General features: G+C 65.2%; 24 protein-coding genes and 1 other RNA gene. 11 read left to right on the forward strand and 14 right to left on the reverse strand.

Going from position 1 to position 23850, the window contains the following annotated elements:
• Window positions 1-3: 3 nt before the first annotated feature.
• The 3 genes from truA to def form a co-directional block, all read right to left on the reverse strand.
• Complete coding sequence (truA, locus tag P6U29_RS39265) at window positions 4-741, reverse strand: tRNA pseudouridine(38-40) synthase TruA (protein ID WP_407115438.1); 738 nt, start codon at window positions 739-741, stop codon at window positions 4-6.
• Window positions 741-1664 carry a methionyl-tRNA formyltransferase gene (gene fmt / locus P6U29_RS39270; protein ID WP_407115439.1) on the reverse strand — a complete coding sequence of 308 codons (924 nt, stop codon included), beginning with the start codon at window positions 1662-1664 and terminating at the stop codon, window positions 741-743. Before fmt ends, truA begins: the two co-directional genes overlap by 1 nt.
• 132 nt (window positions 1665-1796) lie before the next feature.
• Window positions 1797-2324, reverse strand: coding sequence for a peptide deformylase (gene def, locus P6U29_RS39275; protein ID WP_407115440.1), 528 nt, complete (start codon window positions 2322-2324; stop codon window positions 1797-1799).
• A 171-nt stretch (window positions 2325-2495) separates the two neighbouring features.
• Between def and P6U29_RS39280 the strand changes: the two genes are divergently transcribed.
• Together P6U29_RS39280 and P6U29_RS39285 are read left to right on the forward strand one after the other, a co-directional pair.
• Window positions 2496-3698, forward strand: a complete 1203-nt coding sequence (locus P6U29_RS39280; RefSeq protein ID WP_407115441.1) for a DNA recombination protein RmuC — start codon at window positions 2496-2498, stop codon at window positions 3696-3698.
• A 178-nt stretch (window positions 3699-3876) separates the two neighbouring features.
• Window positions 3877-5241, forward strand: a complete 1365-nt coding sequence (locus P6U29_RS39285; RefSeq protein ID WP_407115442.1) for an AmpG family muropeptide MFS transporter — start codon at window positions 3877-3879, stop codon at window positions 5239-5241.
• Window positions 5242-5373: 132 nt separating this feature from the next.
• On the opposite strand, the gene P6U29_RS39290 is transcribed toward P6U29_RS39285, so the two are convergent.
• From P6U29_RS39290 to ffs, 5 genes are all read right to left on the reverse strand, one after another.
• On the reverse strand, window positions 5374-5808 hold the full coding sequence (locus tag P6U29_RS39290; RefSeq protein WP_407115443.1) for a hypothetical protein: 435 nt from the start codon (window positions 5806-5808) through the stop codon (window positions 5374-5376).
• Window positions 5809-5835: 27 nt separating this feature from the next.
• Entirely contained in the window at window positions 5836-6438 is a 603-nt protein-coding gene (gene recR / locus P6U29_RS39295; RefSeq protein WP_407115444.1) for a recombination mediator RecR, read from the reverse strand.
• 1 nt (window position 6439) lies between these two features.
• Window positions 6440-6760 (reverse strand): YbaB/EbfC family nucleoid-associated protein, encoded by a 321-nt coding sequence (locus P6U29_RS39300; protein WP_061879603.1) that lies wholly within the window; start codon window positions 6758-6760, stop codon window positions 6440-6442.
• Between the two features lie 113 nt (window positions 6761-6873).
• Entirely contained in the window at window positions 6874-8694 is a 1821-nt protein-coding gene (locus P6U29_RS39305; protein ID WP_407115445.1) for a DNA polymerase III subunit gamma/tau, read from the reverse strand.
• A gap of 94 nt (window positions 8695-8788) precedes the next feature.
• Window positions 8789-8885, reverse strand: an RNA gene (ffs, locus tag P6U29_RS39310) — signal recognition particle sRNA small type.
• A gap of 184 nt (window positions 8886-9069) precedes the next feature.
• Between ffs and P6U29_RS39315 the strand changes: the two genes are divergently transcribed.
• The 9 genes from P6U29_RS39315 to P6U29_RS39355 all read left to right on the forward strand — a co-directional run bounded on the left by P6U29_RS39315 (window position 9070) and on the right by P6U29_RS39355 (window position 16613).
• Window positions 9070-9915, forward strand: coding sequence for a transporter substrate-binding domain-containing protein (locus P6U29_RS39315; protein WP_407115446.1), 846 nt, complete (start codon window positions 9070-9072; stop codon window positions 9913-9915).
• A gap of 186 nt (window positions 9916-10101) precedes the next feature.
• A complete protein-coding gene (locus P6U29_RS39320) occupies window positions 10102-10764 on the forward strand; it encodes an amino acid ABC transporter permease (protein ID WP_407115447.1) in 663 nt (220 codons plus the stop codon).
• Window positions 10761-11555 (forward strand): amino acid ABC transporter ATP-binding protein, encoded by a 795-nt coding sequence (locus tag P6U29_RS39325; RefSeq protein ID WP_407115448.1) that lies wholly within the window; start codon window positions 10761-10763, stop codon window positions 11553-11555. The genes P6U29_RS39320 and P6U29_RS39325 overlap by 4 nt, the downstream gene beginning before the upstream one ends.
• Window positions 11555-12310, forward strand: a complete 756-nt coding sequence (locus P6U29_RS39330) for an SDR family NAD(P)-dependent oxidoreductase (protein WP_407115449.1) — start codon at window positions 11555-11557, stop codon at window positions 12308-12310. The genes P6U29_RS39325 and P6U29_RS39330 overlap by 1 nt, the downstream gene beginning before the upstream one ends.
• Window positions 12307-13434 (forward strand): muconate cycloisomerase family protein, encoded by a 1128-nt coding sequence (locus tag P6U29_RS39335; protein WP_407115450.1) that lies wholly within the window; start codon window positions 12307-12309, stop codon window positions 13432-13434. The genes P6U29_RS39330 and P6U29_RS39335 overlap by 4 nt, the downstream gene beginning before the upstream one ends.
• A gap of 272 nt (window positions 13435-13706) precedes the next feature.
• Window positions 13707-14126 carry an HIT domain-containing protein gene (locus tag P6U29_RS39340; protein WP_162500491.1) on the forward strand — a complete coding sequence of 140 codons (420 nt, stop codon included), beginning with the start codon at window positions 13707-13709 and terminating at the stop codon, window positions 14124-14126.
• 11 nt (window positions 14127-14137) lie between these two features.
• Window positions 14138-15076 carry an NAD(+) diphosphatase gene (gene nudC, locus P6U29_RS39345; RefSeq protein ID WP_407115451.1) on the forward strand — a complete coding sequence of 313 codons (939 nt, stop codon included), beginning with the start codon at window positions 14138-14140 and terminating at the stop codon, window positions 15074-15076.
• Between the two features lie 6 nt (window positions 15077-15082).
• The gene (locus P6U29_RS39350; RefSeq protein WP_407115452.1) at window positions 15083-16006 is read left to right on the forward strand and encodes a sugar kinase; all 924 of its coding nucleotides are present in this window, start codon (window positions 15083-15085) and stop codon (window positions 16004-16006) included.
• Window positions 16007-16103: 97 nt separating this feature from the next.
• Entirely contained in the window at window positions 16104-16613 is a 510-nt protein-coding gene (locus P6U29_RS39355) for an Lrp/AsnC family transcriptional regulator (protein WP_407115453.1), read from the forward strand.
• 174 nt (window positions 16614-16787) lie between these two features.
• On the opposite strand, the gene P6U29_RS39360 is transcribed toward P6U29_RS39355, so the two are convergent.
• The 6 genes from P6U29_RS39360 to P6U29_RS39385 form a co-directional block, all read right to left on the reverse strand.
• On the reverse strand, window positions 16788-18287 hold the full coding sequence (locus P6U29_RS39360) for a phosphomannomutase/phosphoglucomutase (protein ID WP_407115454.1): 1500 nt from the start codon (window positions 18285-18287) through the stop codon (window positions 16788-16790).
• Between the two features lie 163 nt (window positions 18288-18450).
• Window positions 18451-18798, reverse strand: a complete 348-nt coding sequence (locus P6U29_RS39365; RefSeq protein WP_407115455.1) for a DUF86 domain-containing protein — start codon at window positions 18796-18798, stop codon at window positions 18451-18453.
• Complete coding sequence (locus P6U29_RS39370) at window positions 18788-19084, reverse strand: nucleotidyltransferase family protein (RefSeq protein ID WP_407115456.1); 297 nt, start codon at window positions 19082-19084, stop codon at window positions 18788-18790. Before P6U29_RS39370 ends, P6U29_RS39365 begins: the two co-directional genes overlap by 11 nt.
• A gap of 63 nt (window positions 19085-19147) precedes the next feature.
• Window positions 19148-19654, reverse strand: a complete 507-nt coding sequence (locus P6U29_RS39375) for a TIGR02281 family clan AA aspartic protease (protein WP_407115457.1) — start codon at window positions 19652-19654, stop codon at window positions 19148-19150.
• Window positions 19655-19772: 118 nt separating this feature from the next.
• Complete coding sequence (gene hrpB / locus P6U29_RS39380; protein WP_407115458.1) at window positions 19773-22247, reverse strand: ATP-dependent helicase HrpB; 2475 nt, start codon at window positions 22245-22247, stop codon at window positions 19773-19775.
• Window positions 22248-22388: 141 nt separating this feature from the next.
• A complete protein-coding gene (locus P6U29_RS39385) occupies window positions 22389-23705 on the reverse strand; it encodes a UDP-glucose dehydrogenase family protein (RefSeq protein WP_407115459.1) in 1317 nt (438 codons plus the stop codon).
• Window positions 23706-23850: the final 145 nt, after the last annotated feature.

The following is a 23850-nucleotide window of genomic DNA, read 5'->3' on the forward strand; positions in this document are numbered from 1 at the left end:
GCTCTAATAATCCACCTTCATCAGATACAGCCCCTCGGGCGGGGCGACGATGCCGCAGGCAGCGCGGTTGCGGGCTGCGAGTGCGGCGGAGAGATCGTCGGCAGTCCAGCGGCCCTCGCCGACCCAGACCAGCGAGCCCACCATCGAGCGCACCTGGCTGTGCAGGAACGAGCGCGCCGAGGTGATGACTGTGATCTCGCGGCCGTCGCGCAGCACGTCGAGCTGGTCGAGCGTCTTCTCTGGCGATTTGGCCTGGCACTCGGTGTCGCGGAACGTCGTGAAGTCATGCTTGCCGAGCAGGCGCTGCGCCGCCGCGTGCATCGCGTCGGCATCGAGCTTGCGCGGCACGCGCCAGGCGTGGCCGACGTCGAGCGCGAGATTGGCGCGGGTGTTGATGATGCGGTAGCGGTAGTGGCGTTTGACCGCCGAGAAGCGCGCCTCGAACGTATCAGGCACGATCTCGGCCTCGAGCACCGCAATCGGATGCGGGCGGAGATGCGCGTTGAGCCCGTCGCGAAAACGCCCCGGTGGAAACTGCTTCTCAACGTCGACATGCGCGACCTGGCCGCGGGCATGCACGCCTGCATCGGTGCGGCCCGCTCCATGTACCCGCAAATCCGCGCCGGTCATCGCCTTCACGGCAGCCTGCAACGCGCCTTGCACCGACGGTAGCGTCTCCTGCACCTGCCAGCCGAAGAACGGCGCGCCGTCATATTCGATGGTGAGCTTGTAGCGGGGCATCAAGCGAACCGCATTGGCGGCTTGACGGGCACGCCGCGCAAGAAGTCCGCGGCCTGCATGCGGGCCTTGCCTTCGCGCTGTAGCTCGATGATGCGAATCGCGCCGTTGCCGCAGGCGATGGTGAGCTGATCGTCGAGCACCTCGCCCGGCGCGCCGGAGCCTTTCGCCAATTCGCAGCGCAGGATCTTGACGCGCGCATTCTCGTGCTCGGCCCAGGCGCCTGGAAACGGCGACAGGCCATGGATGTGGCGCAGCACGGCGCGCGCGGGCCGGGTCCAGTCGATGCGCGCCTCGGCCTTCTCGATCTTGGCGGCATAGGTGACGCCGTCCTCGCTCTGCTTTTTGAGCTGAAGCCCGCCGCGTTCGAGCGCGGCCATCGCGCGGACCATCAGGTCGGCGCCTAACCGGGACAGGCGATCGTGCAGGTCGAGCGCGGTCATGTTGTCCGCGATCGCAATGCGCTCGGCCATGGCGACGTCGCCGGTGTCGAGGCCGACATCCATCTTCATCACCATCACGCCGCTCTCGGCATCACCTTCCATGATCGCACGGTTGATGGGCGCGGCGCCGCGCCAGCGCGGCAGCAGCGAAGCATGCAGATTGTAGCAGCCGAGCTTGGGCGCATCGAGGATCGCCTGCGGCAGGATCATGCCGTAGGCGACGACGACGGCCGCGTCGGCATCAAAGGCCCGGAACTCTTCCAGAGCCTCCGGCGTCTTCAGCGTTTTCGGCGTCAGCACGGGAACGCCGAGTTTTCGTGCAGCTTCTTCAACCGGCGTCGGCTGCAATTGCAGGCCACGCCGCCCGCCCGGCTTCGGCGCGCGGGTGTAGACCGCCGCGATCTCATGGCCATGCGCGACGAGCTCGAGCAACGTCGGCACGGAGAAATCGGGTGTGCCCATGAAGATGAGGCGGAGGGGCATGTGGCTGCGTTCGCTGAGAGCTCTGGTTCTCCGTCATGCCCGGGCTTGTCCCGGGCATCCACGGTCTTGGCGACAAAGCAAGCAAGGCGTGGATGGCCGGGTCAAGCCCGGCCATGACGACGTGAGAGAGCCTTACTCCGCCGCGCGCTTGGCGGCTTTCTCGAACTTCTTCATCACGCGGTCGCGCTTGAGCTTCGACAGGTAGTCGACGAACAGGACGCCGTTGAGATGGTCGATCTCGTGCTGGATGCAGGTGGCGTAGAGGCCTTCGGCGTCCTCCTCGTGCACCTTGCCGTCGAGATCGGTGAAGCGCACGCGCACCTTCGCGGGGCGCTCGACCTCCTCGTAATATTCGGGGATCGACAGGCAGCCTTCCTCGTACACCGACAACTCCTCGGACGAGGCCAGGATCTCAGGATTGATGAAGACGCGCGGCTCGTGCTTGGTCTCGCCGCTCTCGTCGCGCTTGGCGAGGTCCATGGTGATGAGCCGCAAGGGCTGCGCGACCTGGATCGCCGCGAGGCCAATGCCGGGCGCGTCGTACATGGTCTCGAACATGTCGTCGGCAAGCTTGCGGATCTCCGCCGTGACCTTCTCGATCGGCTTGGAGACCAGGCGCAGCTGCTTGTCGGGCAGGATGATGATTTCTCGTAGGGCCATGGCCGCGATTTAAGCCGCGCGCCGGATGCGGTCAATGCGGCCAGGAACTTCGTTAACCCTCCACTAACCATAAAACTTCAGGTTTCGTTAACCATAAAAATTAGAGGGCGGTTAACCGACGACGTTCTCTCTTCGTTCGCACCAGACCGCGAATCGGCTAGAAGGGCTGACATGAACGAGATCATTGTCATGCTCGGCGACTGGCCGGTGCGCACCATCGATGCGCTGATCGGCTTCGGTGTGCTCGTCCTCATCCTGCTGGTGGTGATTGCGGTCGTGATCGCGCGCTCGGGGCGGCGCGGCGCGGAACTCGCTATGGCACACGCGATCCGGGCCGACGAGCTTGAGGAACGCCTCGCCCAGGTGCTGCGCGCCCAGAGCGAAGCCTCGGGGCGGGTCGATGCCATGACCCAGGCGTTGGCCGGCCGGCAGGCCGAGATGGCGCGCGCGGTCAACGAGCGGCTGGATTCGGTCACCCACCGCGTCGGCCAATCCATGGAACATTCGACCCGCAACACCATGGAGAGCCTGCGCGCGCTGCATGAGCGCCTCGGCATCATCGACAACGCACACAAGAATCTCACCGACCTCACCACCCAGGTGACCACCTTGCGCGACGTGCTCGCCAACAAGCAGTCGCGCGGCGCCTTCGGCCAGGCGCGGATGGAGGCGATAGTCCAGGACGGTCTTCCCAAAGGCTCCTACGAGTTCCAGTTCACGCTCTCGACCGGCAAGCGCCCCGACTGCGTCGTGTTCCTGCCCGATCAGCGCCCGCTCTGTATCGACGCGAAGTTCCCGCTGGAGGCGATGACGGCGCTGCACGACGCCCGTAGCGACGAGGAGCGGCGCGTCGCCACGCAGCGGCTGCGCAGTGACGTGATGAAGCATGTCAGCGACATCGCCGAAAAATATCTCGTCACTGGCGAGACCCAGGAGATGGCGCTGATGTTCGTGCCGTCGGAATCGGTCTATGCCGAGATCCATGACGGCTTCGACGACGTGATCCAGAAGGCCTATCGCGCCCGCGTCGTGCTGGTGTCGCCGTCGCTCTTGATGCTCGCGATCCAGGTGATGCAGCAGATCATGAAGGACGCGCGCATGCGCGATGCCGCCGACCAGATCCGTACCGAGGTGATCAAGCTCGGTGACGACCTCGGCCGCCTGCGCGACCGCGTGCTGAAGCTGCAAAAGCATTTTGCCGATGTCAATGAGGACGTCCGCCAGGTGCTGATCTCCGCCGAAAAGATCGAGAAGCGCGCCGGAAGGATCGAGGAGCTCGATTTCAGCAAGAGCGATGCGCCGGCGGAGGGCCCGCGGCTGGTCGCGACGGCTGCGCCGGAACTGTTTCCGCGGAAGCTCCAGGCGGGGGAGTAGAGTCTTCACCTCTCCCCGCTTGCGGGAAGAGTTCGGATCGCTCTTGTGATCCGGGTGAGGGGGTACAGGTCTCGCGACGATCTCATATGCGGAGAGAGGCCCCTCACCCCGCCCTCTCCCCGTAAGAACGGGGAGAGGGAGACGAGGCATCACGGCCAGAATCTGCTAACACCGTCCCATGACCGCACCCGACGCGACCTCCCCCGCCGCGACTTCCGCCCCTGCGACCTCCTGGCGCGAGAGTCTTGCCGTTTACCTGCAGCCCCGAGTGCTGATCGTGCTGTTCCTCGGCTTCTCCTCGGGACTGCCGCTGGCGCTGTCGGGGTCGACGCTGCTGGTATGGATGCGGGAGGCCGGGGTCGATCTCAAGACCATCGGGCTGTTTGCGCTGGTCGGCACGCCCTACACGCTGAAGTTCCTGTGGGCGCCGCTGGTGGACGCGATGCATGTGCCATTGTTCACCCGCGTCTTCGGGCGGCGGCGCGGCTGGCTTGTGTTCTCGCAGCTGCTGCTGATCGTCGCGATCCTGCTGCTGGCGATGACCGATCCGGCGCGGTCGCCGTTCTATGTCGCGCTCGGCGCGCTGCTGGTCGCAACCACGTCCTCGACGCAGGACATCGTGGTCGACGCCTTCCGCGTCGAGAGCTTGCCGGAGAGCGAGCAGGCCGCCGGCATGGCATCATACGTCGCGGCCTATCGCATCGGCATGCTGGTCTCGACCGCGGGCGCGCTGTTCATCGTCTCGGGTTTCGAGAGCACCGGCATCACCCGCACCTCAGCGTGGATGTGGGGCTATGTGGTGATGGCGGCGATGGTGCTGATCGGGACGATCACGGCACTGGTCGCGACCGAACCCGAGCAATCGGTGCGCGCCGAAGCCGCGACCAAGGCCGAGACTGCGTTCACGCGCGTGCTGCACGCGGCGATCGGCGCCTTCTCGGAATTCCTGTCGCGCAAGGACGCGCTCGCTGCGCTCGCCTTCGTGGTGCTGTTCAAGTTCACCGACGCCTTCTCCGGCACGATGACGGCGCCGTTCGTGATCGATCTCGGCTTCTCGCGCAACGACTATGCGGCGATCGTGAAGGGCGTCGGCCTCGCTGCGACCCTGATCGGCGGCTTTGCCGGTGGTTTCGTCGCGCGCCGCTACGCCCTGGCGACGTCGCTCTGGATCGGTGGCGTGGTGCAGGCCCTCGCCAATCTGTCCTTCTCCTGGCTCGCCATGGTCGGCACCAATCAATGGGCGCTGGCGCTCGCCATCTGCGCCGAGAACTTCACCAGCGCCATCGGCACCGTGATCTTCGTCGCCTATCTTTCGGCGCTCTGCCAGAATCCGCTGCACACGGCGACGCAATATGCGCTGCTCACCGCGCTTGCGGCGGTGGGACGGACGTATCTGTCATCCGGCGCCGGCTTCGTGGCCGATACCACGGGCTGGGCGCTGTTCTTCGTGATCTGCGTGCTGGTGGCGATCCCGAGCCTGATGCTGCTGGCGTACCTGCAGAAGCGCGGGCATTTCGGGACGCTGGGGCCGGTGCGGGTTTGACGCGTATCTCTCCTCGTCATTGCGAGGAGCCCTTGCGACGAAGCAATCCAGACTTTTTCCGCGGAACGATTTCTGGATTGCTTCGCTTCGCTCGCAATGAAGACGAAGAGAGAGAGCGCGTCGCGCAGCCCTCTACTGCTTCTTGATCAAGCTCCACTTCGTGATCACGGCCTCGCTCATCTGGCCGGCATCGCTGGCGCAGGCGATCTCGTCGACCTTGACCGAGATCTCCTTGCCGACGAACGACTTCAACTGCGTGGCCTGCGCTTCGCTGGAGGTGACGAGCTGGAAGGTTTCGGGCCCCGTCTCGAGATTGCACAGTCCGTTCGGCGCCGGCAGGCGACGAGGCTCGGAGGTGATCTGATACATCGGAACCCGCTTGCCGTTCCTGGCGTCGCGCACCTTCATCGCGTTCAACTCGCCCGACAGCACGTCGCCGGTGTTGATCGGCTTGCCGGGCTTGGACGGCGGCGGCGCCTCGTCGCCCTGCTGCGCGGAGATGGCCGGGGTCACCAGCATCATCATCGTCGCGACCAAAGCCGATCGTGTGGCGAAAAGTTTCGTCATGTCGTCCGTTCCGTAAAATCTAGATGGCTAGAACAGGGTACGCTGCCGCATCGCAGCCGATAGCGTACCTTCATCGAGATAATCAAGCTCGCCGCCGACAGGCACGCCATGGGCAAGCCGCGTCACCTTCACATTGGCGTCCTGAAGCAGGTCGGTGATGTAATGCGCCGTGGTCTGGCCATCGACCGTCGCATTCAGCGCCAGGATGATCTCTTGCACCTGCGGATCATGCGCGCGCGCCACCAGCGCGTCGATGGTGAGGTCCTGCGGGCCGACGCCGTCGAGTGGCGACAATGTCGCGCCGAGCACATGATAGCGCCCCTGGGTCGCATTGGCCCGTTCCAGCGCCCAGAGGTCGGCAACGTCGGCGACGACGACGATGATGGAGGGATCGCGCTTCGGATCGGTGCAGACGGTGCAGGGATTTTGCGTGTCGATATTGCCGCAGGTCTTGCACACCTCGACCTTGTCCAGCGCGACCTGAAGGGCCGAGGACAACGGCATCATCAGCGCTTCGCGCTTCTTGATCAGGTGCAGCGCCGCGCGCCGCGCCGAGCGCGGACCAAGGCCCGGCAGCCGCGCGAGCAGCTGGACCAGCCGCTCGATCTCAGGACCTGCAACAGCGCCCATCTTACTGGCCGAACAACCCCGGCGGCAGGCCGAGCCCGCCGGTGAGGGCCTGCATCTTCTCCTGCATGGCGGTCTCCGCCTTGCGGCGCGCATCACTGAGGGCGGTGACGAGCAGGTCTTCCAGCACCTCGCGTTCCTCCGCCTTCATCAGCGAGGGATCGATCTTGATGCCCTTCACGTCCATCTTGGCGGTCATGCGCACGGCGACGAGGCCACCGCCGGAGATGCCCTCGACCTCGACGTTGGCGAGCTGGTCCTGCATTTCCTGCATCTTGGATTGCAGCTGCGCCGCCTGCTTCATCATGCCGAGAAAATCAGCCATAGCTCGCGTGTCCTTGAAAGAGGCTAAGGCGCTATGAGTCATCATCGCGCCTTAGCATATTGTTTGCGCATGATCTTATCGGAAAACCGCTTCGCACTTTTCCGAATCATGCGCTAGAGATCGTCGCCGTCGGAACCGTCCAGCGGATCGTCACTGCCATACTCCGCGTTAATATTGGATTCCGGCGTCTCGGGGGCAAGCCTGCGGACCTCGACGACCTTGGCGCCGGGGAAACGCGACAGCACCTCCTGCACGCGCGGATCGGCTTCCGCGGTACGGGCATGCTCCTGCTTGGCCGCCTGGTTCACCGAGCGCAGCGTCGGCTGGCCCTGCTCGTTGGAGACGATCACGGTCCAGCGCCGGCCGGTCCACAGCTCGAATTTTTTGGCGAGCTCCGAGATCATGGTCTTGGACGCGTTGGGCTCGAGCGCGACCTCCAGCCGCCCCTCCTCGAAACGGACGAGGCGCATGTCGCCTTCGAGCGCGCCCTTGGTGAGGAGGTCACGCTTCTGCCCGGCGAGCGCGACGAGCTGGGTGAAGCTGGTGATGCGCAGTTGCGGCGCTGCACCTTGCGGATCCGGCGCGGGCGCCGCCATCTGCGGCCGAGCCGCGCCGCCGCCGAACGAGGACGGCGAGGAGGTCGGCATGCGGACAGGAGCCGCGGACGCAACCGGCGCGGAAGGAGCGCTGCGCGCCGCAGTGCCGCCGCTCACGACCGGTGAGCCGCCGCCGTTCTGCTCCAGCATCCTGATCGCTTCGTCAGGCGTCGGCAGATCGGCGACATAGGCGATGCGGACCAAAACCATTTCGGCTGCGGCTGCGGGGCGCGTCGCGGCCTGCACCTCGGTGATGCCCTTGAGCAGCATCTGCCACATCCGCGACAGCACGCGCATGGAAATTTTGGATGCGAAGTCCCGCGCGCGAACCCGCTCGGTCTCGCCATAGGCGACATTGTCGGCGGTCGCCGGCACGATCTTCACGCGGGTGACGAAATTGACGAATTCGGCGAGGTCCGAGAGCACGACGATCGGATCGGCGCCGACATCGTACTGGTCGCGGAACTCCTTGAAAGCAGCGGCAATGTCGCCACGCACCAGCGAATCGAAGAGGTCGATAACGCGGGTGCGGTCGGCGAGGCCCAGCATCTGTCTGACCGCATCGGCCTTCACCTGGCCTGCCGCATGCGCGATCGCCTGGTCGAGCAGCGACAGCGAATCACGCACCGAGCCTTCCGCGGCGCGCGCGATGATGCCGAGCGCCTCGGGCTCGATCTCGACGCTCTCCTTGGCCGCGATGTTGGCGAGATGCTTCATCAGCACGTCGGCCTCGACCCGGCGCAGGTCAAAACGCTGGCAGCGCGACAGCACGGTGACCGGAACCTTGCGGATCTCCGTGGTCGCGAACACGAACTTGGCGTGCTCCGGCGGTTCCTCCAGCGTCTTCAGGAAGGCGTTGAACGCCGCCGTCGACAGCATGTGGACTTCGTCGATGATGTAGACCTTGTAACGCGCGCTGGCCGGCGCATAGCGCACGCTGTCATTGATCTGGCGGACGTCGTCGACGCCGGTATGGGAGGCGGCGTCCATCTCCAGCACGTCCATGTGCCGGCTTTCCATGATCGCCTGGCAATGCACCCCTAACGTCGGCATGTGGATGGTCGGGCCCTTCACCGATCCATCCGGCATCTCGTAGTTGAGCGCGCGGGCGAGAATACGCGCCGTGGTGGTCTTGCCGACGCCGCGGACGCCGGTGAGAATCCAGGCCTGCGGAATACGGCCGGTCTCGAAGGCATTGGAGACGGTGCGGACCACGGCCTCCTGGCCGATCAGGTCGTCGAAACTGGAGGGACGGTATTTGCGCGCCAGCACCCGGTAAGGCGCGTTGCCGGCCTGGCCGGCGCTGTCGGGATTGGGAGGGGCGCCAGCGTCGGTCATCGGTCGATCCGCAATGAAATGTCTCTTGGCCGGCTTTTGCGGAAAGGAGCGCGCTGGCGGCTGGTGCCGCCGGCGCAATTCGCTCGAAAAACAGGTAGGAGACTGACGAGCGACCCGATCCGGACCTCGTTAGGGCTGCTTCCTTCCGGACCTGACCCGGTTGGCGAGTGGCTCGTCCACCGCCAATCTCCCGGTCCCTATTTGGGGCCAAAGGGAGCGGAAAGCAAGCGGGTATCGGGGGCGAACGGCGTGAGTTTGCCCAGCACCCGAGCAATTCCCGGCCTGCCCAGCCGATAGGCTGTGCTTTCGCCGCAGGGATCACCTTGCTAAGAACGCCTGCCGGAACTCCATCCACCAGGAAAGCGATTGATCCCCATGGTTACACGTCGTGATGTTGCATCGATTGTCGGACTTGGTGCGGTGACCGCGGCCGCATTGGCCGCCCCGGCCGTGGCCCAGACCGCCGATCCCAACGAATCGACCTTCGCCCGCATCCGCCGGACCAAGAAGATGCGGATCGGCGCGGTCGGCGGCGGCGCGCCCTATTACATGAAGGACCTCGCTTCCGGCCAGTGGAAGGGCTTTTACATCGATATTGCCAAGGGTCTCGCCGACGACATGGAGGCCGAGCTCGAGATCACCGAGACCACCTGGGGCAATTCGGTGCTCGACCTGCAGGCCAACAAGATCGACATCTTCTTCGGCCTCAACCCGACTCCGAAGCGCGCGCTGGTGGTCGACTTCTCGGTGCCGGTCTTCAACAACGCCTTCGCCATCCTCTGCAAGAAGGACTTCAAGCCGAAGAGCTGGGCCGAGCTGAACTCGCCCGACATCAAGATCGCGGTCGACCAGGGCTCCTCGCACGACCAGGTCGTCAGCCGCCTGACGCCGAAGGCGCAGATCACGCGGCTGAAAACCGCGGACGATGCCACCGCCGCGCTGCAGACCGGCCGCGTCGACGCGCAGTGCCTGATCACCATGCTGTCGCTCACCGTGCTGAAGAAAAACCCGTCGCTCGGCCAGCTCGTGCTGCCGACGCCGATCTTCGCCACCACGTCCAATGCCGGCTTCCGCCGCGAGACCGACAAGACGTGGCGCGACTATGTCAACACCTGGATCGACTTCAACAAGGGCCTCGGCTTCATCCGCAACGCGATCATCACGAACATGGAGCTGGTGGGCGTGACGGAGGCGGACATTCCGCCGGGCGTTTCGTTGTAGGGCATGATTAGGCGCGGCTGCATCGGCGATCTCGCTGCGCCCCCTCTCCCGCTTGCGGGAGAGGGCTGGGGAGAGGGTGTCTCGGCTGGCAAGACTCCCCTAGAGGAAAGAACCCTCACCCGCGTCGCATCTGCGATGCGACACGACCTCTCCCGCAAGCGGGAGAGGTGAAGCAAGAAAGCACGCATGTATCACTGGGACTTCGGCATCCTCTGGAGCTATCGCTGGCTCTTTCTCAACGGGCTTGGCGTCACCGTGGGCTTCACCGTGGTCATCGTGGTGTGCGGGCTGCTGTTCGGGCTGCTCGGCGCGTTCGGCAGCCTGTCGCGCCTCAAGGCGCTGCGCCTTGCCGCGCTCGCCTTCATCGAGGCGTTCCGCTGCACGCCCATCCTGGTGCAGCTGATCTGGTTCTATTACGCGCTGCCGATCCTCGCCGGCGTCGAGATGACGCCGATCACGGCCTCGGCGCTGGCGCTCTCGCTCTATGGCGGCTCGTTCTATTCCGAGATCATCCGCGGCGGCATCGTCTCGATCGACCGCGGCCAGTCGGAAGCCGGCGCCGCGCTCGGCATGACGCCGGCGCAGACCATGCGGCGCATCGTGCTGCCGCAGGCGATCAAGCGCATGATCCCCGCGCTGATGAACCAGTCGATCATCCAGTTCAAGAACACCTCGCTGGTCTCGGTGCTGGCGGTGCCCGACCTCGTCTATCAGAGCCAGGTCGCGGCCCATGACAGCTACCGGCCGCTGGAGACCTACACCGCCGTTGCGATCGCCTATGCAGCGATCCTGATTCCGCTGACCATCATCGTCCGCCGCGGCGAGAAGCGACTGGCGGTGAGCGAATGAGCGAGACGCCAAAAATCGAGATCCGGTCCTTGCGCAAGAGCTTCGGCAACAACGAGGTTCTCAAGAACATCAATCTCGATGTCGCCAAGGGCGGTGTCGTCGCGCTGATCGGCCCGTCCGGCTCCGGCAAGTCGACGCTGCTCCGCTGCATCAATCTGCTGGTCGTGCCCGACGGCGGCAGCGTTCGCGTCGGCGACACCCGCTTTGCGTTCGGCGACGGCTCAAAGCTGCCCGACGTGAAGACGCTGGCGAAATTCCGCGCCACCACCGGCATGGTGTTCCAGCATTTCAACCTGTTCCCGCACATGACAACGCTGCAGAACGTGATGGAGGGACCGGTCACGGTGCGACGCATGGCCAGGGCGGACGCGGAGACGCTCGCGCGCTCACAGCTTGCCAAGGTGGGTCTTGCCGAGAAGGCCGACCAATATCCGGCAACGCTCTCCGGCGGCCAGAAGCAGCGCGTCGCGATCGCGCGGGCGCTCGCGATGGAGCCTGACGTGATGCTGTTCGACGAGGCGACCTCGGCGCTCGACCCTGAATTGGTCGGCGAGGTCTTGAGCGTGATGCAGCGACTGGCGTCCGAGGGCATGACGATGGTGATCGTGACCCACGAGATTGCGTTTGCCCGCGAGGTCGCCGACCGCCTGATCTTCATGCGCGACGGTGTCGTGGTCGAGGAAGGCCCGGCGCGACAGGTGATCGACAATCCCAGGGAAAGCGCGACTCGCGCCTTCCTCAGCCATTTCCACCGCACCGGCGCGCTGCCGCCGGCCACAACGGCATCGTGATGTCCGATATCAGTCGCGTCTATCTCGTCACCGGCGCCGCCAGCGGCATCGGCCGCGCCACCGCAAAACTGCTCGCGGCGCCGGGCACCGCGCTGCTGCTCCACACGCGCGCGAACGCAGAGGGCCTCGACACGACCGCGGCGGACGCCGAAGCGAAAGGCGCGATCGTCGCAAAATGTCTCGGCGATCTTGCCGAGGAAGCAGCCATCACCGACGCCATCGGTGCCGCGAACGCCGCCTTCGGCCGGCTCGACGGATTGATCCTGGTCGGCGGCCACGCCCGCCGCGGCAGCGCGATCGGCACGCCGGCGGATCAGTTCCGGCAGGCGATGGACGAATCCGCTCTTGCCTTCACGCGAATGGTCGAGACGGCCCTGCCGCTGCTACGCGCGGGCCAAGATGCGCGGATCGTCGCCGTGTCTTCCTTCGTCGCGCACGCGATCCGGCCCGAATTCGCGCCCTTCGCCGCGACCGCCGCGAGTCGCTCCGCGCTCGAAGCCTTGGTGCGGCTGACCGCGATCGAGCTCGCGAAAGACGGCATCACCGTCAACGCGGTGGCGCCGGGCCTGATCGTCAAGGACAAGCCGAGCGAGAGCCGGCTGTCGCCCGAGCAGATCGCCGCGACCGAGGCGCTGATCCCGATGCGTCGGCGCGGGCGGCCCGAGGAGGTCGCCGAGATCATCGCCTTCCTGGCATCCCCGAAGGCATCCTACGTCACCGGCCAGATCTGGCACGTCAATGGAGGCCTGACATGACCGAAGCGACCATCGAACGTCTCCGGCTGTTCCTGATCGAAAGCCCGATCAAGATGGCGCGCCTGCAGGGCGTCGGCAACGTCAAGGGCACGGTGAAGCGCGTCTTGATCGAGCTGACGTCGAACGACGGCGTGATCGGCTGGGGCGAGGCGGCACCGTGGGAAGTGTTCACGGGAACGCCGGAAGCCGCGTTCTCGGCGCTCGACATCTATCTGCGCCCCGTCCTGCTCGGCAAATCCGTGCGCCGCATCCGTGCGCTGATGGCCGAGCTCGACCGCGCGTTGGTCGGACATGCCGAAGCAAAAGTCGGCATCGAGATGGCGCTGCTCGATATCGTCGGCAAATCGTCCGGGCTTTCGGTTGCAGACCTGCTCGGCGGCCGCGTGCGTGACACCATTCCCCTCTCCTTCTCGATCGCTGATCCGGATTTCGCCGCCGACCTCGAGCGCATGCGAAAGATGGTTCCGGACGGCAACGTCATCTACAAGGTCAAGACCGGCGTGAAGCCGCATCGCGAGGATCTCGCGCATCTCGAAGCGATCCGGAAGGAATTCGGCGACAAAGTCGATTTGCGCGTCGACTACAATCAGGCGTTGGCGCCGTTCGGCGCTATCAAGACTCTGCGCGATGTCGAGGAGTTCGCGCCGACCTTCATCGAGCAGCCGGTGCCGCGCAAGTTTCTCGACGTGATGGCGCAGCTCACCGCGGCGCTGGAAACACCGGTGCTGGCCGACGAGAGCTGCTTCGATCGCCGCGACATGATGGAGGTGGTGCGTCGCGAAGCGGCCGACGCCGTCTCGATCAAGCTGATGAAGGCCGGCGGCCTGTTCGAGGCGCAGGCGATCATGGCGATCGCGGACATCGCGGGCCTGCCCGGCTATGGCGGCACGCTGTGGGAGGGCGGCATTGGGCTAGCCGCGGGCACCCAGCTGATCGCGGCGACGCCGGGCATCTCGCTCGGCTGCGAATTCTACATGCCGCATCACGTGCTGACCGAGGACGTGCTGGAGGAGCGCGTCGCCAACCGCGCCGGTCACGTGGTCGTGCCCGATGGTCCCGGCCTCGGCATTCGCGTCAGCGAAGCCTCGGTCCGCGCCAACGCGCGGGTGCTGGCGGAGGCGTAGGCCACAATCTCGCTGTCGTCCCGGGCAAGCGTCGGCGCAGACCCGGGACCATAGCCAAAGGGTTGAGTTTGGCGAAGACTCAGAGTTGCCAGCTCGCCTAGCAATCACGCCCTGTGGTTATGGGTCCCGGATCGGCGCGCGCTAGAGGCGCGCTTGCCCGGGACGACGAGCGTCTATGCAGCTAGAGCGCAGCCCGATCCTTCCCCTGGCAGAATCCCTATCGTATGGTCTTATCAACAAGCCCGCTTCGATCGGGCCATCCGGAAACGCATATGCCCGAACCCGCCTGGTCGCTGCACTCCCGCCTGAAAGAGGACACCATCGACATCGGCGATCTGCCGCTGTCGAAGGTGCTGGTCATCAAGGACGCGCATTATCCGTGGCTGCTGCTGGTGCCGCGGCGCGCTGACGCGGTCGAGATCATCGATCTCGACGAGGTGCAGCAGGCGCAGCTGATGACGGAGATCTCCCGCGTCTCGCGCGCGCTGAAAGAGATCACCAAATGCGACAAGCTCAACATCGCCGCGCTCGGCAACCTCGTGCCGCAGCTGCATGTCCACATCATCGCGCGCCGCACCAGTGACGCGGCCTGGCCGCGGCCGGTATGGGGCGTGATGCCGCCGCTGGCGCATGATGCCGCGGAGGTGCAGAATTTCATCAGCGCGCTTCGCCGCAAGATCTGGTTGGGTTGAAAGAACAAGAAATGTCAGCATTCGACGCGTTTCCGCTGGGGCAGCCGGCCTTCGTCACTAACATTCTCGACCGCGCCGCGCATCTGCGCCGCGACGATGAGAAGCTGTTCGCGATGGAACAGAAGCCGTCATCGCGCGCCTATGTGGTCTATCGCGACTCGCTGCTGGTGAAGCGCGAGGGTGACAGGGTGCGCGCGCTGCTCTCGATCGACGAGGCGCTGAAATGCGGCGCCAATCCCGGCACGATCTTCCTCGGCCTGCGCGATGGCGCCGCCATGTTCGGCATGGGCCTGTCGCAGGCCGCCGCCGAGAAGCTGGTCGGCCGCGAGGATCATACCGTGACCGAGTTGCGCGGCATGGCGATGCAGGGCGCGCTTCCGCCACAGGAGCTGTCGGCGATCGCGATGGCGAAGTCGATGGTGAGCTGGCATCAGCGCCACGGCTATTGTGCCAATTGCGGCACGCGTACCGCGATGAAAGAAGGCGGCTGGAAACGCGACTGCCCGGCCTGCAAGGCCGAGCATTTTCCGCGGACCGACCCGGTCGTGATCATGCTGGTTGCCTCCGGCGACAAATGCCTGCTCGGTCGCCAGAAGCAGTTTCCGCCCGGCATGTATTCCTGCCTCGCCGGCTTCGTCGAGGCCGCCGAGACCATCGAGGACGCGGTGCGCCGCGAGATCCTGGAAGAGTCCGGCATCAACTGCACCGACGTGAAATATTACATGACCCAGCCCTGGCCCTATCCGTCGTCGCTGATGATCGGTTGCAGCGCACGGGCGCTGAACGAGGACATCGTGGTCGATCGCATGGAGCTGGAAGACGCGCGCTGGTTCTCGCGCGAGGAGGCGGCGAAGATGCTGACGCGAACACATCCGGACGGGCTCGCCGGGCCGCATCCCTTCGCCATCGCCCATCATTTGCTCGGCCGCTGGGTGCACGACAAGAGCTGACCGGCGATGGTGCTATCCGGGAGCGCGCCGCGCGTCGTCTGCATCGGCATTCCCGTGCGCGATCTCACCTTTCGCGTCGAGGCCGTGCCCGCGCGCGGCAGCAAGGCGAACGCCACGCATCTCGCGGAGATCTGCGGCGGCAATGCGCTCAACGCCGCCATCGCGATGGCACGACTTGGCGGCCGCGTCGCGTTTGCAGGCCCAATGGGCGATGCGCGGGAGACCTCGAGCGATTTCATTCTCGCGCAGATGGCGCAGGAGGGAATCGACACCACGCACATCATGCGTATGCCCGGACTGACCACGCCGGTCTCCGCGATCATGATCGAGCCCTCGGGCGAGCGCACGCTCACGATCTATCGCGATCCCGGCCTGTGGAACGTGAACCTGCCCGACGCTGACGAGCTGCTGGGCGATTGCCAGGCGGTGCTGATCGAGAGTCGCTGCGGCACCTTCTGCATCGATCTCTGCACCGAGGCACGCCAGCGCGGCATTCCCATCATCGTTGGCGTCGACCGCGCGATGTCGTTGCAGGACGAGCTGCTCGTCGCCGCCTCGCACCTACTGTTCGCCAGCGAACAGGTGCAGGAGACGGCCGGCATTGCCGACGACGGCGAAGCACTGAAGCGTCTCGCCACCCTGACGCCGGCCTTCCTCGCCGCCACCCGCGGCCCGCATGGCACGATCTGGCTGGACGAGGCGGGCGCGCTTGAGGAGACCCCGGCCTTCCCGGTCCAGGCCGTCGATACGCTTGGTGCCGGCGACGTCTTCCATGGCGCCTTCGCGCTTTGCCTCGCCGAAGGTAAGGGAGTGCGGGAGGCGCTGCGATTCGCCGCGGCCGCCGCAGCGCTGAAATGCACCCGCCATGGCGGCGGCCTCGCCGCCCCACAACGCATTGAAGTTGAAGAGTTTTTACGCGAGCACCCCTAGAGCAATTCCACTGCCGCGCGCAGATTATAGGCTTGTCGTGGAAGGATTTTCTCTATATCAGGGAAATCTGCCCCTGAAATGGAACAAAGTTCTTCAAATGACCGACCTCGCCGTCCAGCCTCCCGAGACCAGCCGCCGCCTCGATGCCATCGACCGCAAGATCCTGATGGTGCTCCAGGAAGATGCGTCCCTCTCCGTCGCCGAGATCGGCGACCGCGTTGGCCTGTCCTCGACCCCCTGCTGGAAGCGAATCCAGCGGCTGGAAGCCGACGGCGTCATCCTGAAGCGGGTCGCCCTCGTCGACCAGAACAAGATCGGGCTCGGCATCTCCGTGTTCGTGTCGGTCGAAAGCTCCGACCATTCCGACGCTTGGCTGAAGCGGTTCGCCGAAGCCGTCAGCGCCATGCCCGAGGTGATGGAGTTCTACCGCATGGCCGGCGACGTCGATTACATGCTGCGCGTCGTGGTCGCGGACATGCAGGCCTATGACGTGTTCTACAAGAAGCTGATCAGCGCTGTGCCGCTGAAGAATGTCACGTCGCGTTTCGCGATGGAGAAGATCAAGTCGGTCACGGCGCTGCCGATCCCGGCGGTGGTTGCGGCTTAGCTTTCATCTCTCCCCGCTTGCGGGGAGAGATCGGATTGCATCGCAAGATGCAATCCGGGTGAGGGGGTACACATCTCGGACGATCTCACGTGCGGAGAGAGCCCCTCACCCCTACCCTCTCCCCGTAAGAACGGGGCGAGGGAGCGCACCGCCGTCGCGGCGGGCAGTCACCAATCAGATCTTCTGATTGTACTCGCCAACCTCGGGATGCGTGCGCAGTACGCTGTTCACCATCTCGAACATGTCGTGCATGCGCTGCCCGGACACCGGGCTCTCGACGACGACGACGAGCTCGGGCTTGTTGGAGGACGCGCGCACCAGGCCCCAGCTGCCGTCTTCCACCGTAACGCGCACACCGTTGACGGTGACGAGATCGCGGATCGCCTGGCCGCCGATCTTGGCGCCGTTGGCCTGCAAGCCTTCGAAGTGCTTCACCACCTTGTCGATGACGCCGTATTTGACCTCATCGGCGCAGTGCGGCGACATGGTCGGCGATGACCAGGTTTTTGGCAGCGCGTTCTTCAGGTCGGCCATCGACTTGCCGGGCGCGCGGTCGAGCATGTCGCAGATCGCGATCGCCGACACGAGGCCGTCGTCATAGCCGCGGCCGAACGGCTTGTTGAAGAAGAAGTGGCCAGACTTCTCGAAGCCCGCCAGCGCGCCCATCTCGTTGGTGCGGCGCTTCATGTAGGAGTGGCCGGTCTTCCAATAGGCGATCTTGGCGCCCTGCTTCTGCAGCACAGGATCGGTGACGAACAGGCCGGTCGACTTCACGTCGACGACGAACTGGGCCTCCTTGTGGATCGCCGACATGTCGCGCGCCAGCATCACGCCGACCTTGTCGGCAAAGATCTCCTCGCCGGTGTTGTCGACGACGCCGCAACGGTCGCCGTCACCGTCGAAGCCGAGGCCGACATCGGCCTTGTGATGCAGCACCGCATCGCGGATGGCGTGCAGCATCTCCATGTCTTCCGGGTTCGGATTGTATTTCGGGAAGGTGTGGTCGAGCTCGGTGTCGAGCGGAATCACCTCGCAGCCGATCGCTTCCAGCACCTGAGGTGCGAAGGCGCCGGCGGTGCCGTTGCCGCAGGCGGCTACGACCTTGAGCTTGCGCTCAAGCTTCGGGCGATTGGTGAGGTCGGCGATGTAGCGCGCCGGATAGTTCTCGTGGAATTGGTAGGAGCCGCCCGCCTTGTTCTTGAACTCGGCATTGAGGACGATCTCTTTCAGCCGCGACATCTCGTCGGGGCCGAAGGTCAGCGGGCGATTGGCGCCCATCTTCACGCCGGTCCAGCCATTGTCGTTGTGCGAGGCCGTGACCATTGCGACGCAGGGCACATCTAAGTCGAACTGCGCGAAATAGGCCATCGGCGTCACCGCAAGGCCAATGTCGTGCACCTTGCAGCCCGCAGCCATGAGGCCGGAGATCAGCGCATATTTGATCGAGGCCGAATAGCCGCGGAAATCATGGCCGGTGACGATCTCTTGGCGCACGCCAAGCTCGGCGATCAGCGCGCCCAGCCCCATGCCGAGCGCCTGCACACCCATGAGGTTGATTTCCTTCTGGAATAACCAGCGCGCATCATATTCGCGAAAGCCCGTCGGCTTCACCATCGGCTCGGATTCGAAGGCGTAGGTGTTGGGCAACAATACGGATTTCGGCTTCGGGAACATTGAGACGGTCTCGTGAATAAAGGGGGCAGGATTTGCTGCAGCCTTAGCGAAGGCCAGGCCGCAGCGAAAGGCGGGAATGCAGGCTTATGGCCGATAATTGCGGCAGTTTGGTAACGAAGCAACGTTACCGCGAGGGCGGTACCAAATGTATGACCGGAATGGGCTAGCTCTGCAGCCGTGCAATCTCCTCTTCGACCACTGCCTTGAGTGCTGGCAGAGCCTGCTGAACAGTTTCCCATACAAGACGTGCTGCAACATCTTCATAGTTGTGGCGATAGACATTGCCCGCCGCTGCCATCTGCCTCCATGCGATTGCTGGGTGCCTGACCTTCAGATCCTCCGGCAGGCGGCGCGACGCCTCTGAGATGATCTCCAGACACCGCGTTACAGCATAGACTGCCCGCAGATCCGCCGCGAAGGCCTCGCGATCCAAAGCTCCCGCGAACTCGGTCGCCAAATCGATATGATGCAAGATGTCTTGCAGGGTCCCGTCGACGCGATCAGAAGGCATAGACCGCATCGACCGTCGCGGCTGGAGCGACGTATGATTTCAGACCGTCGCGATTGACCACGTCGACTGGACCGTCAAAGAGATTGGAAATGTATTCCTTGAGCTCGACGTAGTCGAAGACAGTGATCCGCGCGTCTGGATCGATCTCGACCATGATGTCGATATCGCTGCCGGGATGATGATCACCCCTCGCGACCGATCCGAACAACGCGGCATGCAAAACGCCCCGCTCGCGCAGGGCGGGCTCGGACTGTCGTAGGATGGCAATCGCGTCGGGGCTGTCCATCAGCGGAGTATAGCACCCAAGCTCGCCCTAAGGGAGACCCCGGCGGGCCAATTCGGGCTGGCCCTACTGCTCCAGCACCATCTGGCCGTTGGCATATTCGAAGCGCTTCAGGCGGGACAGGAAGGAGAGGCCGAGCAGGTTTTCCGACAGAGCTTCGTCCGGCAGCACCATGGCATCGACGTCGCGCACGACGAGGCCGCCGACCTCGAGCATGGCGATGCGGGTGCGCGCGGCCTTGATGGTGCCGTTGGCGGTCGAGACGGTGGCGTTGTACTCGCTGCGCGAGGGACGCAGGCCGAAGCGTGCGGCCGAGGTCTCGTTGAGCGCCACGACGGACGCGCCGGTATCGACCATGAAGCCGATGCGCTGGCCGTCGATCCGGCCCTCGGCCTGGAAATGACCGCGACCGTCGCGGGAGATGGCCAGGCTGCGGCCGCCAGCCGGGGCTGCGACCGCGACCGTCGTGCGCGGCGCCGAGGTGGCTGAAGCCGAGCTCATCTTGTCCGCCATCTGGGCCATGAAGGTGCCGAGGCCGATCATGACGGCCGCGATGATCATAATGTTACGCATCACACCACTTCCGAGCCGAAAGCCCGATTTCACCACGCGGCACACTTGCCCGCGAGCAACGCCGCGGTCAGCACGATGCTATTTTGACGAAAAGGATGAGCGGAGGGTTAATGCAACTTCACGTCCCGCGCGGCTTTGCCCGCCGGGTCGGCAGCGCATTGGCCGGATCATCCGGCCAGGGATGACGCGGATAGCGGCCGCGCAGGTCGGAGCGCACCGCCGTGTAGCTGCCGCGCCAGAAGCCGGGGAGATCGCGCGTCACCTGCACCGGGCGCTGCGCCGGCGACAGCAATTCCAGCACCAGCGGCACCTTGCCGGCGGCGATCGAGGGATGGGTGTTGAGGCCGAACAATTCCTGGAGCCGCACCGCGATCGTCGGCCCCTGCTCGGCCTCGTAGTCGATCGCGAGCACGCTTCCGGTCGGTGCTTCGAAATGCGTCGGCGCCTCGCGGTCGAGCCGCGCGCGCATCTCCCATGGCAGCAGCGCCATCAGCGCGTCGGAGAGCTCGCCGGCGGAGATATCCTTGAGCGCGACCTTGTCGTAGAGCGCCGGCACCAGCCAATCGTCGCGCCGCGCGATCAATCCGTCGTCCGACAGATCGGGCCAGCTGTCGCCCTCGGCCTTGCGCAGGAACATCACGCGATCACGCCATTGCTTGGCCGCCTTCGACCAGGGCAGCCGGTCGAGACCGACGGCGATCAGGCCATCTGCAAAGATGCGCGCCGTGTTCTCGGAGGGCGAGACGGCAAGCGTCGCTTCGGACAGCGCAATCGCGTGCAGCACGCGCTTGCGCCGCGCGCGCAGCGCCATCGCGCCGCGATCAAAGGAGATCTCGTCGGCTGTCTCGATATGCTCGACGAAATGCCGCTCGATCTCGTCCTCCGTGATTTGCGCCGCGAGCAGGATGCGTCCGCTCGCCGCCGTCCCCGTCATCTCGCCGATCGCGATGTAAGGCGCGCGGGCGAGCGAGGAGGTCTGCTCGACGGCAGCGCCACGGCCGTTAGCCAGCACGAAGCTGCCATTGCCGCGGTTGCGCGCGACGCGATCCGGAAATGCATAAGCGAGCATCAGGCCGGTCGAAAGATCCTCTTGCTGCCCTGCCTTTTCCGCTGCCGCGACCTGCGAGGCCCAGCGGCGCGCCAGATCGCGCGCGCTGGCGGCGCGCGGCGAGCGGTCACGGCGGAACTGGTCGCGGCGGTGCTCGAGATCGACGCTGTCGCCGCCTAATCCGCGCTCGGTGATGATCGCGGCGATCTCGGCGGCGGCCTCGCCGCTGCCTGCACGATGCGAATCCACGATCATGCGAGCCAGCCGCGGCGGCAGCGCCAGCGCGCGCAGGCTCTTGCCTTCTGCCGTGATGCGGCCGTCGTCATCGAGCGCGTTGAGCTCAGTCAGCAGGCTCTTCGCTTCCTTCCAGGCCGGCTGCGGCGGCGGGTCGAGGAACGACAGTGCGGCGGGATCGGCAACGCCCCATTGCGCGAGATCGAGCACCAGCGAGGACAGATCGGCGCTGAGGATTTCCGGCTGCGTGTAAGGCGCAAGCGAGGCCGTCTGCGGCTCGTCCCAGAGCCGGTAGCAGACACCGGGCTCGGTGCGGCCGGCGCGGCCGCGGCGCTGGTCCACCGCCGCACGCGAGGCGCGCACGGTCTCGAGCCTGGTCAGGCCGATATCGGGCTCATAGCGCGGCACCCGGGCAAGACCGCAATCGACGACGATGCGCACACCTTCGATGGTGAGCGAGGTCTCCGCAATCGAGGTCGCCAGCACCACCTTGCGCGTGCCCTTTGGCGCCGGCGCGATGGCGCGGTCCTGCACGGCGGCATCGAGCGCGCCGAACAGCGGCACGATCTCGATGGAGGCGTCCTGCACGCGCTCGCCGAGAAAGTTCTGGGTCCGGCGGATCTCGGCGGCGCCCGGCAGGAACGCCAGCACCGAGCCGCTGTCGGCGCGCAACGCGTACGCAATCGCATCCACCATCTGCCGCTCGATCGGCGCATCCGCCTTGCGGCCGAGATAGCGCGTCTCGACCGGAAAGGCGCGGCCCTCGCTCTCGACGACGGGCGCCTCGCCGAGCAATTTAGCGACCCGCGCACCATCGAGCGTGGCCGACATCACAAGGATCCGTAAGTCCTCGCGCAGGCCGGTTTGCGCATCACGCGCCAGTGCGAGGCCGAGATCGGCGTCGAGCGAGCGCTCGTGAAATTCGTCGAACAGGATGGCGGCGATGCCGGAGAGTTCGGGATCGTCGAGAATCTGGCGAGTGAAAATGCCCTCGGTCACGACCTCGATGCGCGTCGCGCGCGAGATCTTGGAGCCGAAGCGGACACGGTAGCCGACGGTTTCCCCAGTGCGCTCGCCGAGCGATTTGGCCATGCGATCGGCACTGGCGCGCGCGGCGATGCGGCGCGGCTCCAGCACGATGATCTTCTTATCGCTGGCCCAGGGCGCATCCAGCAGCGCCAGCGGCACCCGTGTGGTCTTGCCAGCGCCCGGCGGCGCCACCAGCACGGCCGCGTTGTGCGCCTCCAGCGTGCGCGACAAATCGTCGAGCACGGCATCGATTGGGAGGGGCGTGTCGAAGCTGCGGGGCAAAAGTCTCGGTCCGTCATCGTCTGCCCTGTGCGCAATTGCGCACTGGGGCCGGCGATCCAGTAACTCAGATCCCAATTATTACGAAGGTCACGGGCTACTGGATACCCCGCCTTCGCGAGATATGACAATCATGTGTGACTATCAGCCCTGCACCGACGGCCGGCCGACGCTCTCATAGGTGAAGCCGGCGGCTTCCATGTCTTCGGGGCGGTAGATGTTGCGGAGGTCGACGACGACCGGCTGCGCCATGGTCGCTTTCAACCGGTCGAGATCGAGCGCGCGGAACTGCACCCATTCGGTGACGATGACGAGCGCGTCGGCGCCTTGTGCGCAGGAATAGGCGTCCTCGCAATAGGTGATATCGGGCAGCTCGCTCTTGGCCTGCTCCATGCCGACCGGATCGAACGCCTTCACCTTCGCGCCCATGTCGATCAGGCCTGTCACCAGCGGGATCGACGGCGCATCGCGCATGTCGTCGGTGTCGGGCTTGAAGGTGAGGCCGAGCACAGCGATGGTCTTGCCGCGCAAGCCCCCGCCGAGCGCCTGGCTCACTTTCCGCGCCATTGCGCGCTTGCGGTTCTCGTTGACCGCCAGCACGGATTCGACGATGCGCAGGTTGACGTCGTAATCCTGCGCGATCTTGATCAAGGCCTTGGTGTCCTTTGGGAAGCACGAGCCGCCGAAGCCGGGACCGGCATGCAGGAACTTGGTGCCGATGCGGTTGTCGAGGCCAATGCCGCGCGCGACCTCCTGGACGTTGGCGCCGGCCTTTTCGGAGAGATCGGCGATCTCGTTGATGAAGGTGATCTTGGTCGCCAGGAACGCGTTGGCGGCGTATTTGATCATCTCGGCGGTACGCCGCGCGGTGAACATCAGCGGCGCCTGGTTCAAAGACAGCGGGCGGTAGATGTCGCCCATCACCTTGCGGCCGCGCTCGTCGGAGGTGCCGACCACGATGCGGTCGGGGAATTTGAAATCGCGGATCGCCGCGCCCTCGCGCAGGAATTCGGGGTTGGAGGCGACAACCACATCGGCCTTGGGATTGGCTTCGCGGATGATGCGCTCGACCTCGTCGCCGGTGCCGACCGGCACGGTCGATTTCGTCACCACCACGGTGAAGCCGGTAAGCGACTGCGCGATCTCACGGGCGGCGGCGTAGACGTAGGAGAGGTCAGCGTGTCCATCGCCGCGGCGCGAGGGCGTACCGACCGCGATGAACACGGCATCGGCATCGGCAACCGGCTTGGAAAGATCGGTGGTGAAATCCAGCCGCTTGGCCCTGACATTGTTCGCCACCAGCTCGTCCAGCCCGGGCTCGTAGATCGGGATCTCGCCGCGATGGAGCGCCGCGATCTTCTTCTCATCCTTGTCGACGCAGGTGACGTCGTGGCCGAAATCCGCAAAACAGGCGCCGGACACCAATCCCACATAGCCCGTGCCGATCATCGCAATTCGCATGAAAAATCCTGTTCCAGCTTGGTTAACGGAAGCCCAATTCGAGGCGGTTTAGCATTTTCTCAAGGTCATGGAACAGTCCGCATGCAAAAACCGGCCCGCGATTTGAACCGGTAAAGAAGTCGGCAACCACTGGGCTCCAAACTGC

Origin of the sequence: Bradyrhizobium sp. LMG 9283, from assembly GCF_045571415.1 — a bacterium.
Taxonomy (GTDB): Bacteria; Pseudomonadota; Alphaproteobacteria; order Rhizobiales; family Xanthobacteraceae; genus Bradyrhizobium.

Bases quoted from the DNA above. Each gene is read 5' to 3' on its own strand.
- truA (WP_407115438.1), bottom strand. From the start codon at position 741: ATGCCCCGCTACAAGCTCACCATCGAATATGACGGCGCGCCGTTCTTC.
- fmt (WP_407115439.1), bottom strand. From the start codon at position 1,664: ATGCCCCTCCGCCTCATCTTCATGGGCACACCCGATTTCTCCGTGCCG.
- def (WP_407115440.1), bottom strand. From the start codon at position 2,324: ATGGCCCTACGAGAAATCATCATCCTGCCCGACAAGCAGCTGCGCCTG.
- P6U29_RS39280 (WP_407115441.1), top strand. From the start codon at position 2,496: ATGAACGAGATCATTGTCATGCTCGGCGACTGGCCGGTGCGCACCATC.
- P6U29_RS39285 (WP_407115442.1), top strand. From the start codon at position 3,877: ATGACCGCACCCGACGCGACCTCCCCCGCCGCGACTTCCGCCCCTGCG.
- P6U29_RS39290 (WP_407115443.1), bottom strand. From the start codon at position 5,808: ATGACGAAACTTTTCGCCACACGATCGGCTTTGGTCGCGACGATGATG.
- recR (WP_407115444.1), bottom strand. From the start codon at position 6,438: ATGGGCGCTGTTGCAGGTCCTGAGATCGAGCGGCTGGTCCAGCTGCTC.
- P6U29_RS39300 (WP_061879603.1), bottom strand. From the start codon at position 6,760: ATGGCTGATTTTCTCGGCATGATGAAGCAGGCGGCGCAGCTGCAATCC.
- P6U29_RS39305 (WP_407115445.1), bottom strand. From the start codon at position 8,694: ATGACCGACGCTGGCGCCCCTCCCAATCCCGACAGCGCCGGCCAGGCC.
- P6U29_RS39315 (WP_407115446.1), top strand. From the start codon at position 9,070: ATGGTTACACGTCGTGATGTTGCATCGATTGTCGGACTTGGTGCGGTG.
- P6U29_RS39320 (WP_407115447.1), top strand. From the start codon at position 10,102: ATGTATCACTGGGACTTCGGCATCCTCTGGAGCTATCGCTGGCTCTTT.
- P6U29_RS39325 (WP_407115448.1), top strand. From the start codon at position 10,761: ATGAGCGAGACGCCAAAAATCGAGATCCGGTCCTTGCGCAAGAGCTTC.
- P6U29_RS39330 (WP_407115449.1), top strand. From the start codon at position 11,555: ATGTCCGATATCAGTCGCGTCTATCTCGTCACCGGCGCCGCCAGCGGC.
- P6U29_RS39335 (WP_407115450.1), top strand. From the start codon at position 12,307: ATGACCGAAGCGACCATCGAACGTCTCCGGCTGTTCCTGATCGAAAGC.
- P6U29_RS39340 (WP_162500491.1), top strand. From the start codon at position 13,707: ATGCCCGAACCCGCCTGGTCGCTGCACTCCCGCCTGAAAGAGGACACC.
- nudC (WP_407115451.1), top strand. From the start codon at position 14,138: ATGTCAGCATTCGACGCGTTTCCGCTGGGGCAGCCGGCCTTCGTCACT.
- P6U29_RS39350 (WP_407115452.1), top strand. From the start codon at position 15,083: ATGGTGCTATCCGGGAGCGCGCCGCGCGTCGTCTGCATCGGCATTCCC.
- P6U29_RS39355 (WP_407115453.1), top strand. From the start codon at position 16,104: ATGACCGACCTCGCCGTCCAGCCTCCCGAGACCAGCCGCCGCCTCGAT.
- P6U29_RS39360 (WP_407115454.1), bottom strand. From the start codon at position 18,287: ATGTTCCCGAAGCCGAAATCCGTATTGTTGCCCAACACCTACGCCTTC.
- P6U29_RS39365 (WP_407115455.1), bottom strand. From the start codon at position 18,798: ATGCCTTCTGATCGCGTCGACGGGACCCTGCAAGACATCTTGCATCAT.
- P6U29_RS39370 (WP_407115456.1), bottom strand. From the start codon at position 19,084: ATGGACAGCCCCGACGCGATTGCCATCCTACGACAGTCCGAGCCCGCC.
- P6U29_RS39375 (WP_407115457.1), bottom strand. From the start codon at position 19,654: ATGCGTAACATTATGATCATCGCGGCCGTCATGATCGGCCTCGGCACC.
- P6U29_RS39385 (WP_407115459.1), bottom strand. From the start codon at position 23,705: ATGCGAATTGCGATGATCGGCACGGGCTATGTGGGATTGGTGTCCGGC.